Origin of the sequence: Desulfofundulus thermobenzoicus, assembly GCF_009428905.1 — a bacterium.
In the GTDB taxonomy this organism is placed as follows: domain Bacteria; phylum Bacillota; class Desulfotomaculia; order Desulfotomaculales; family Desulfovirgulaceae; genus Desulfofundulus_A; species Desulfofundulus_A thermobenzoicus.
This window is the reverse complement of the sequence record NZ_WHYR01000172.1, coordinates 1-469: the sequence shown is the minus strand read 5'-3', so window position 1 is coordinate 469 and position 469 is coordinate 1. Positions and strand designations below refer to the sequence as shown.

1 protein-coding gene is annotated in these 469 nt (G+C 44.3%); it reads left to right on the top strand.

All coding sequences use genetic code 11. The features are described from left to right. Positions 1–469: BglG family transcription antiterminator (locus tag GFC01_RS18075; protein ID WP_152948505.1), on the top strand; the 469-nt coding region annotated here is incomplete at both ends.

Here is a 469-nt window from a genome sequence, read left to right as displayed (position 1 = left end):
GGCAAAGATGATGGCATATGGAGAGGCTGGCCATACGCTATTTCATCTGCTGGACGAAGATCATTTTCGTTTCACTCACCAATTGCTTGCTTATGTAGAGGAGCACATGTCACTTGATATTCAGTTTGATAAGGAGCTGATCGTTGGTTTAAGTCTTCATTTGCGTTCAGCCATTCATCGTTTTAGATACGATATGAACATCCGAAATCCTTATTTACCAGACATTAAAAGGTATTATCCCATTGCGTTTGAGGCGGGTGTTTATATGGGCAGATGGCTGAAGGAAAAAGAGGGTGTTGAGATTCCTGAGGATGAAATCGGATATTTGGCACTTCATATTGGGGCTGCAATCGAGCGGACAAAATCACAGCATGTGAGAAAGACATGTCTTATTGTGTGTGCGACGGGTGTCGCCAGCAGTCAGCTTCTTCTTCATAAGCTCACGGCTGCTTTTAGCGGAAGGCTGGAG